Annotated in this window: 8 protein-coding genes; 2 read left to right on the top strand and 6 right to left on the bottom strand. The window is 66.3% G+C overall.

What is annotated here, in order from left to right:
* Positions 1-541: 541 nt before the first annotated feature.
* Positions 542-841 (top strand): hypothetical protein, encoded by a 300-nt coding sequence (locus AC6LJ5_RS29405; protein ID WP_498142354.1) that lies wholly within the window; start codon positions 542-544, stop codon positions 839-841.
* A gap of 96 nt (positions 842-937) precedes the next feature.
* Here the strand turns inward: AC6LJ5_RS29405 and AC6LJ5_RS29400 are convergent, their stop codons facing one another.
* The 6 genes from AC6LJ5_RS29400 to AC6LJ5_RS29375 are packed head-to-tail and all read right to left on the bottom strand — an operon-like array spanning position 938 to position 6954.
* A complete protein-coding gene (locus tag AC6LJ5_RS29400) occupies positions 938-1915 on the bottom strand; it encodes a Csu type fimbrial protein (protein ID WP_498142353.1) in 978 nt (325 codons plus the stop codon).
* An 11-nt stretch (positions 1916-1926) separates the two neighbouring features.
* Entirely contained in the window at positions 1927-4386 is a 2460-nt protein-coding gene (locus AC6LJ5_RS29395) for a fimbria/pilus outer membrane usher protein (protein WP_498142352.1), read from the bottom strand.
* Positions 4387-4399: 13 nt separating this feature from the next.
* A complete protein-coding gene (locus AC6LJ5_RS29390; RefSeq protein ID WP_498142351.1) occupies positions 4400-5200 on the bottom strand; it encodes a fimbrial biogenesis chaperone in 801 nt (266 codons plus the stop codon).
* Between the two features lie 11 nt (positions 5201-5211).
* Positions 5212-5745, bottom strand: coding sequence for a Csu type fimbrial protein (locus AC6LJ5_RS29385; RefSeq protein ID WP_498142350.1), 534 nt, complete (start codon positions 5743-5745; stop codon positions 5212-5214).
* 17 nt (positions 5746-5762) lie between these two features.
* The gene (locus AC6LJ5_RS29380) at positions 5763-6287 is read right to left on the bottom strand and encodes a Csu type fimbrial protein (protein WP_498142349.1); all 525 of its coding nucleotides are present in this window, start codon (positions 6285-6287) and stop codon (positions 5763-5765) included.
* A gap of 52 nt (positions 6288-6339) precedes the next feature.
* Positions 6340-6954 carry a Csu type fimbrial protein gene (locus tag AC6LJ5_RS29375; RefSeq protein WP_498142348.1) on the bottom strand — a complete coding sequence of 205 codons (615 nt, stop codon included), beginning with the start codon at positions 6952-6954 and terminating at the stop codon, positions 6340-6342.
* A gap of 239 nt (positions 6955-7193) precedes the next feature.
* Here AC6LJ5_RS29375 and thpR point away from each other — a divergent pair.
* Positions 7194-7706: RNA 2',3'-cyclic phosphodiesterase (thpR, locus tag AC6LJ5_RS29370; RefSeq protein ID WP_498142347.1), on the top strand; the 513-nt coding region annotated here is incomplete at its 3' end.

Here is a 7706-nt window from a genome sequence, read left to right as displayed (position 1 = left end):
CCGGACTGCCCCGTTGTCATCCTCGTTGCCGCCTGCGGCGGCTGCCTTCGGACTCCCCCGGGCGCATCGAAGTTGCTCGCATCCGCGCCGCCCCGCCCCGCCCGAGGAGCTACGGGTTTCTTGAAGAGTGACGTTGCTGGAGCCGTGGTCGGTGACGAGATTTGCGTCGCCCGCAGAAACTGGCCGCGCGGGCGGTCAGTTTCTGCATCCGTGGTGTCTTGCGTCGTGAGTCTGGCGCTGCGCGCAAGTGGCGAGAGGAAAATCAGACACCTTGCTCTGAACACCTGCCGTATACTTTTGACTGCTACCGCATCAACGGTAGCCCGGGGTGAGAGCCGGAACTACGAAACGCGGACGACCGCCGCATGGCGGTATTTTTTCGTCCGTGCGCGATTGCACGCCTTCCATGGGCGGGCGATTGCGGGGGTGCGCTTGCGCACGCCGGGTTGTTTCGTACCGGTCTCTCAACCCTGCTCTCTGCCCGCCCACCACCGTTTGAGAGCGGTCTGGGTGGTTTCTACCTACGAAACTGGAGGCCACCATGCCTACCCCGCTCCATCCCCTGACTGCAAACCGCTGGTCCATCGCGGACGAACCCGAATACGGCCGCCTGCGCCTTTCCCGCCTGCATCAACTGGAACGCGCCCGGCTCGGCATAGAGACGATCGCGCGGCTGGTTGGCAACAGCGCACTGGAACCGGGCGCCAGCGGCGCTGCCCCCTTCGACGCGCAGACCGTGGCCCGCTTGATGGGGGGCGTGGAGAGTCTTTGCGAGCACCTTGGCGTGCTGGGCGAGACCATCCAGGAAGAGTCCTTGCGGCACGACGACGGCGCGCATTGATCAGCCGGCGTCACGACGGCGGCAACGGCGTCTCGTCATCCATGCCTCATGCGCGGATGGCAGGCCGCCCGCGCGGCCCTGCTCCCCTGCCGTCGATCAGTACTCTATCGTCACGATCGGCTTATCGATATAGACGCCCACCGGCACATCGGCCTGCTGGGTATTGACGCGCCCGTCTATCGTTATCGACTCATCCTTGCCCGTGGCCGTGCCATTGAGCGGCGCGGTCTGGCTGAGGACCGTTTTGGTTCCCTGCTGATAGAGCTGGTACTCGATATAGTTATCGCCTGGCCCTTTCATTCTGCGCATGCCATTGGCGGAGTTGTCCCCATCGCCGACGTAAAGCTTGTACGGCGTCTGCAAAGTGCAATAAATCTCCAGCTTTGCGGTCGACGGCTCGAACATGGAAACCAGCGGCTGGGAGCCAAAGTCCAAAGTAGCCGCCGTACCTTTGAATTTGCAGGACTTGCTCACGTCGATGGAAACATCGACTGTCGTGACCGCCGTACCGACATTCCAACCCAAGCACGGCCTTACCACGCCGAGGTTTATTCCCAATCCGGTGCAAACAGCCCAACTCCACGTCAAGCTGATGGTGTCTTTATAGATACCCGTGACAGGTGTGACACGGTCCTGCGTTTCCAGGATGAACTTTATTCCACCGCTCACCCCGCCCCCCCATCCAAGCAGACTGAATGCGCTTTGCGGAATGTCGGTGACACGACCAAACGCCAGATGGATGCTCTTGCTCGCATCGGTATACAGCTTGTAGGGCAACCTCGCCGCTCCCAGCTTCATCTCGCCATTGTTCACGCTCTGCGCCGTTACCTTCAGTTCGGCAGGGATCCCAATATTCACGCCGGAGAACAGATCGCATCGGAAGCTGGTGTCGAACTCCCGCGAGTTAAGGCTGGAGTACAACTGCCATGACTCGAAGGTGCCAAAGAGAATGGGCGATGCAATTCCGCCCTCGCAATTCCGGACGACCTGGGCCGGCGATTGCGCCCGGACGGCGGCCGCCATGCCCGCCATCAGCGCCAGGAAAACCAGTAACGATCGAAGCAGGATGCGCATGATGAATGGGCTCATTGGCAGGTAAGGGCGCCGAGGCGGACGATGCCGGTCTGCGGCGGCGGGGAACCTAGGGACACCTGGCAGGCGGGCTTGCCGTCGGCGGGCAGCACGCTCAGGGTCGTAGCGGCCGGCAGCGCCTCCAGGTAGACCTCGCCTTCGCGGCCGACCCAGGCGACGTCCTTGCCGTCGGCCAGGACCCGGCTGCCGGCGGCTACCGGGCGCCCGTCGCTGTACAGCGCCGAGAACACGCCTGCCCTCAGCTTCTCGATGGGAAAGCGCAGCAGCAGCCCGCTGCGGTCGCGGACGGCGGCCTGGGTCTTGGCCATGGGGATCTTCACATCGGCCGGCAGGTTCACCGGATCGATCCCGAAATGCGCACCATACCAGGACGTGACGGACGGAATCAGCAGATGGCCATTGGCGTCGGTCACGCCCACGTACTGGTTCTCGAAGCTCACGGGCACGTCGGCATAACCGTCGGTGGAGACCAGGGCGAAGGCATCGTTCACGGGCCGGGCCAGATGCAAGGCGCCGTCCATGGCGATGATCGAGCCGCCCAGTTGCGCCCATTGCGTCAGCTCGCTGCGCTGACCGTAGACGCCGCCGCGCAGGTCGAAGCGCCGGGCGCGCCAGTTGATCTCGGCCTGGCGGTACATGTCGTCCCCGCTGGCATGGTTGGCGCCCAGGCTCCATCCGATACCGCCAGCCAGCGGCGCGGCCTGCGCATAGGCGACCTGCTCGGTGCGCCGGCCGTCACGGTCGCGGCTGACGCTGGCGCTGGCCGTCCCCCCCTCGCCCAGCGCGATCGACAGGGACAGCTGGGCGCCAAAGCCCGACGAGCCGATCTCGCGATTGACGCTGGTATATATGTTGATGCCCTGCCCCAACGGCACGCCGTAGGAAAGATTGAGCAGGCGCGTGCGCTGGCCGGGGCCATAATCCAGGTCGAACCAGCCCAGGCCCAGCGAACCGTAGCGGCCCAGGGACAGGCTGGCGGTGGCCTGGTCTTCCCGCCTGGCCAGGCGGCTCACGTTCCGGTACAGGCCCAGGTTCGCGAAGCCCTCGTCGCGCTGCGTGCGCCGCAGCCCCACGCTGAAGTTCTTGTTGACATACGAGTAGCCCAGCGACCATTGCCGGCCGTTGAGGGCGCTGTCGTTGTACTGGGGGTCGCCGCGCGTCGCTGGGGCGCGCCCCAGCATCATTTCGGCGATCGACCGCGCGCGCTGGTCCTGCGTCTGCGGCTGGCCGATATTGCCGGGCGCGGCGTGGCTGGCGGCGATCGAGGCATTGATCACGCCCAGCATGCCCACCTGGACGTTCGAACCCACGCCGCCGGCGGCGAAGCCGGGCGCGCCCTGCGCCCAGGCCGTTCCGGTCCATCCGGCGCTCAGGCCCCGGCGAACCACGCCGCTGGCGGCGATGTCGCCATAGTCGAAGGAGACGACGCCATACTGCCTGCGCAGCACGCCCACGGAGGCGCTGTAGTCCGTCAAGCCCGGACTCAGCAGATCATTGGACACATAGAAGGACACTTCCTGGCTGACTTCGCGGCCCAGCGCGTCGCGCGTGACCACGGTGGCCGAGCCGGCGCCGTTGATGTAGGGCAGGCTCTGCACGGTGAACGGCCCCGGACCGACCTCGCGCGTGCCCATGCGATAGTTGTTGATGAACAGGTCCACCGCCGTCGGCACCGCCGCCTGGCCGGCGAACTGCGGCACGGGGTAGGTCACCAGGTCCGGCCGCGTGGCGAAGTTGCGCCCGATCTGCACGCCCGCCATGCGCACCGAACTGGAATCGATCAGGGCATCGGTCACGAGATCGCCCAGGATGTACTTGCGCATGGTGGCGGGGTCGTTATAGCGCCATTGCGTGTCGTAGCGCATGAAGCGCGGACCGCTGGCCGTGTACTGCCCGCGCAGGGAGCCGCGCCATGCGCCGGTCGACGACAGCGCGCCATAGGGGCTGAACAGGCGCTGCTCGCTCCACGCCGAGAGCGTCGACGCGTGGCGGTTGCGGTTGAAATAGGCGTCGTAGTTCAGCAGCAGCCCGGTCGAGCTGTCGGCCTGTATCGGCGACCTCGCTTGTGTCTGCATGTCGACCGTCTGTTGCGGCAGCCAGTCCGTTGGCACGGTCACCGCCAGCTGTTGCGCCGCATTGTTCAAGGCCACCTGGACGCCGGGGATCTGATCCACCGCGACCACGTCCTGGTCCGGCGACTCGACCTTCATCCCCAGACGCTTCAGCACGGAGGCCGGCAGGTAATAGTGGCCCTGCCGGTACTCCACCTTCTGGATTTCGCCGGCGGGCTTGCCGTTGACCACCACGTCCAGGTAGAGCGTGCCGTCCGGCATCGAGAATTCGCCGCTCCCGGTTTGCGCCTCGACATTCCACCCGCAGGCGGCCAGCGACAGAATGGCGATGAGCCGGCGCGATCGCGCCGCGCGGGTTCGCCTGATGAGCAGGGAAGACATGGACACGGCCGCTTCAACGCCCCGGGATCGTCCGCGATTCGCGGTCGCTGTTGATATTGGCCTTCAGCGTGCCGCCGGCCTGAACGGCGGCCGGTGCGTCGAAACGCATTTCGGCGCCCGGCAGCACATAGCCGAGCAGCCCCGGCACGGACCAGACTTCGCGACCGCCCTGCGCATAGCTGACATGGGACAGGCGCGCATGCACCGCGCCGGTGTTGCGCACCACCAGCTGGCGCTGGCCCTGCTTGCCCTGGATGGAATAACTCAGTTCCGGCTGGGCGGCTTTCGCGTCCGGATGCTTGCGCACATCCTCGCGCGTCCATGCGCCCTGCCCGCTGACAAAGAGCGGCACGGAATAGCGCAGCTGGAAAGCCAGGCCGGCGCCTCCCTGGTTGGCGGGTTGGGAGGCCGCCGCGCCGTCCTGGCCTTCGCCCACGGTCCGCGCCACGCCGTCGCTGGGAATCTCGTCGATAAGGATGCGATAGGCGTCTTCCTTGCCGGCCTGGACCACGACGGTGCGGATCAGGCGCAGCAGCTGGCGCTGGCCCGGCTTGATCTCGGCCGCGGGCGGGCTGACCACGATCTGGTCTTGCGGCGCCAGCTCGTCCGTGCCATTGGCCTGGCTCCAACGCAATGCGCGGATCTGGATCCGGGAGGCCGATTGTCCATTGTTCTCCAGCCAGATCGCGGCGCCGGATTCGTCATGTTCGATGACCGGATCGATCGGCCAGACCAGAATGGAGGTCGCGGCGGGCGCGGCGCTCGACAGGCACAGCGCAAGCAACGCGCCGGCGGGGCGGACTAGGGATTTCATGGGAAGGAGGATCAGTAGTAGACAGTGACGATCAATTCGTCGGTGTAGACGCCCGGCGAGGGCTGTGTGGCGGTGCTTTGCAATTTGGCGTAGACCGGCAGCTCGATGCGGCCGCCGGGCGCCGTCATCCGCATGCCTTCGCTGTTCGCGCCCCAGCGCAGGCTGTAGCCGACGTCGCGGTACAGCTCATACTTGAGGACGTTGCCGCTGGTGGCGTGCTTCAACTTGCGCCCGGACGCCGGCGCGCCCGCGTTCTGGCCGTCGTTGATGTCCACCCGGAAATCGGTGCCAGGCGTGCAGTTCATCACGACGCTGCCCGCGCCGACCGAGGACACGGCCGTCATGTCCTTGTCGAGCTTTTGCACGGTGCCGAAATCGATGGTGCCCAATGAGGGGGATTGCAGCGTCGAACCCACGGCCCCGAACCAGCAGCCGGCGGTGATCTCGGCCCGCACGGTCAATGGCAGGGTCTTGGTCTCGACCACCGGCGCTGGCGCCGCGTGCAACAGCGCGCAAGCCAGCAGCGCCGGCAACAGGGCGCGCACCCGCCACCGCCGAGCGCCTACCATTGAATCGTCACCTTGACCGTGTCGCTGTACACGCCGCTGACCGGGGTCGACTGACGATCGATCGCCGCGTAGACGGGTATCGTTTCCTCGGTCCCGGTGCCGGACCGCGTCACCTGGGCCGCCGAGGTCCAGGGCAGGCTCATCGCGGCGTCGCTGTACAGCGCGTAGCGGACCAGCGCTCCGGTCGGACCTTTCAACTGGCGCTGCGAGCCCGTGTCGTTCTGGCCCGCGCCCAGCACCACGCGGTAGGGCACGCCCGCCGCGCACTGCACGCGGATGCCCGATGCGCCCGCGCCGCTCGCCGCTTTCACGCCGTGGGAAAGACTGGAGTAAGAGCCAAAGTCGACTTTGCCGTAGGCGTCCGGCGCGCCCCCCGCCGCCGAGGCGCCGGCCGAACAGAGATTGGCGACCACGGCGCGCACGCCCAGAGTCGCGTTGCCGGAATGCGAAAAGCTTTGCGCGCTCGCCGGCGCAATGGCCGCGACGCACAGCAGGGAAAGGAGAAGACGGCTAGGCATAATGGCTTCCGGGGGCCGGCAACGATGCGCCAGCCCCGCGCGGGATGACGGTTTACCAGCTGAGGGTCATGGTGACGATATCGGAGTACTTGCCCGATCCAGGCGTTTGGGCCATGGGGGGAATGCGGCCATAGACCGTCATCTCGGTCGCGCCCGTACCCTTGCCAACGTAGGGAGTCTTGCTGTCCCAGGCCTTCTGACGGGCGGCATCCTGGTACAGGACATAGGGCACGTACTCGACGATGCCCTGCTCGTTCGTCATGGCCATGCGCCGCTTGTCGCCATCCACGTTGCGCCCGTTGTCCAGCGATATGTTGTAGTCCACGCCCGAGGTGCAATTGAGCTTGATGACCGCTCCCCCGGTGCCCTTGGCCTGCCCGTCGATCGCGGAGGTCAGGGCGGAGACTTCGCCGAAGCTCAGGGTGCCGAAGTTGTTGGCGGTCGTCGTGCCGTTGACGACTTCGCAGCCCTTGCCGATCGTCAGTTCGACGGCGAGCTGGCCCTGCACCTGGCCCGTGGAATAGGTAGGAGCGGCCGGGGTGGTGGTGGCCGAGGTCGAGGTCGCGGCGCCACCGGCGGGAGTGGTGACGGCAGTGTTGGCGAACGACGCCGCGGAAAATGCGCAGGCGACGCAGGCCAGGGAAGTGTTCAGGAGGGTCTTCTTCATGGGGTGGCTCGGGTTCTATCCGGTGGTGTTGACGGTAAATTCGGCGCACCGCCCGTGGCGCGCTGCAATTCGAAGGCATTACATCAATCCCGCCGCGCGCCCAGCATCAGACGATTCCGAATACCTTGCAAAAAACTGTCACAAGTCCGTCACATAGCCACCGATTCAGAACTGTCCGACCCCCATCAAGGTAACAACGCACCCCGACGACCGCGTCGGCCGACGCTTACAATCGGCGCATGTCCACCATGCGCCTCTTCTACGCCCTCTGGCCCGACGCCGCCCTCGCCAACACCCTGGCAACCTGGGCCGAGCAAGCCCGCCCCGCCACCGGCGGAAGAATCATGCGCACCGAGACCCTGCACCTGACGCTCGCCTTCCTCGGTAACATCGACATCGAAACCGCCGAGGAACTGATCGACGCCACGCCCGTGCATCGCCTCGAACCCGGCGTCCTCACGCTCGACCAGTACGGCGCATTCAACCGCCAGCGCATCCTCTGGGCCGGCCCCTCCCGCACCCCCGACGACCTGCAAGCCATCCACGACGGCCTGTGGCTCTGGCTGTCCGGCTACGGCGTTCAAGCGCCCGCGCAGCCGTTCCGCCCCCACGTCACCCTGCTGCGCGACATCGACCCCGCCAAGGCCCCGGCAGCAGCCCCCGAACCGCTGACCTGGCACTACGATCGCATGGCGCTCGTCGCCTCCGAATCGCGACAGGACGGCAGCCGCTACCGCGTCGTCGCCCAATCC

Source organism: Achromobacter sp. 1011791174 (genome assembly GCF_059760925.1).
The sequence above is the reverse complement of the archived record's forward strand: the minus strand, read 5'-3'. Positions and strand labels throughout refer to the sequence as shown.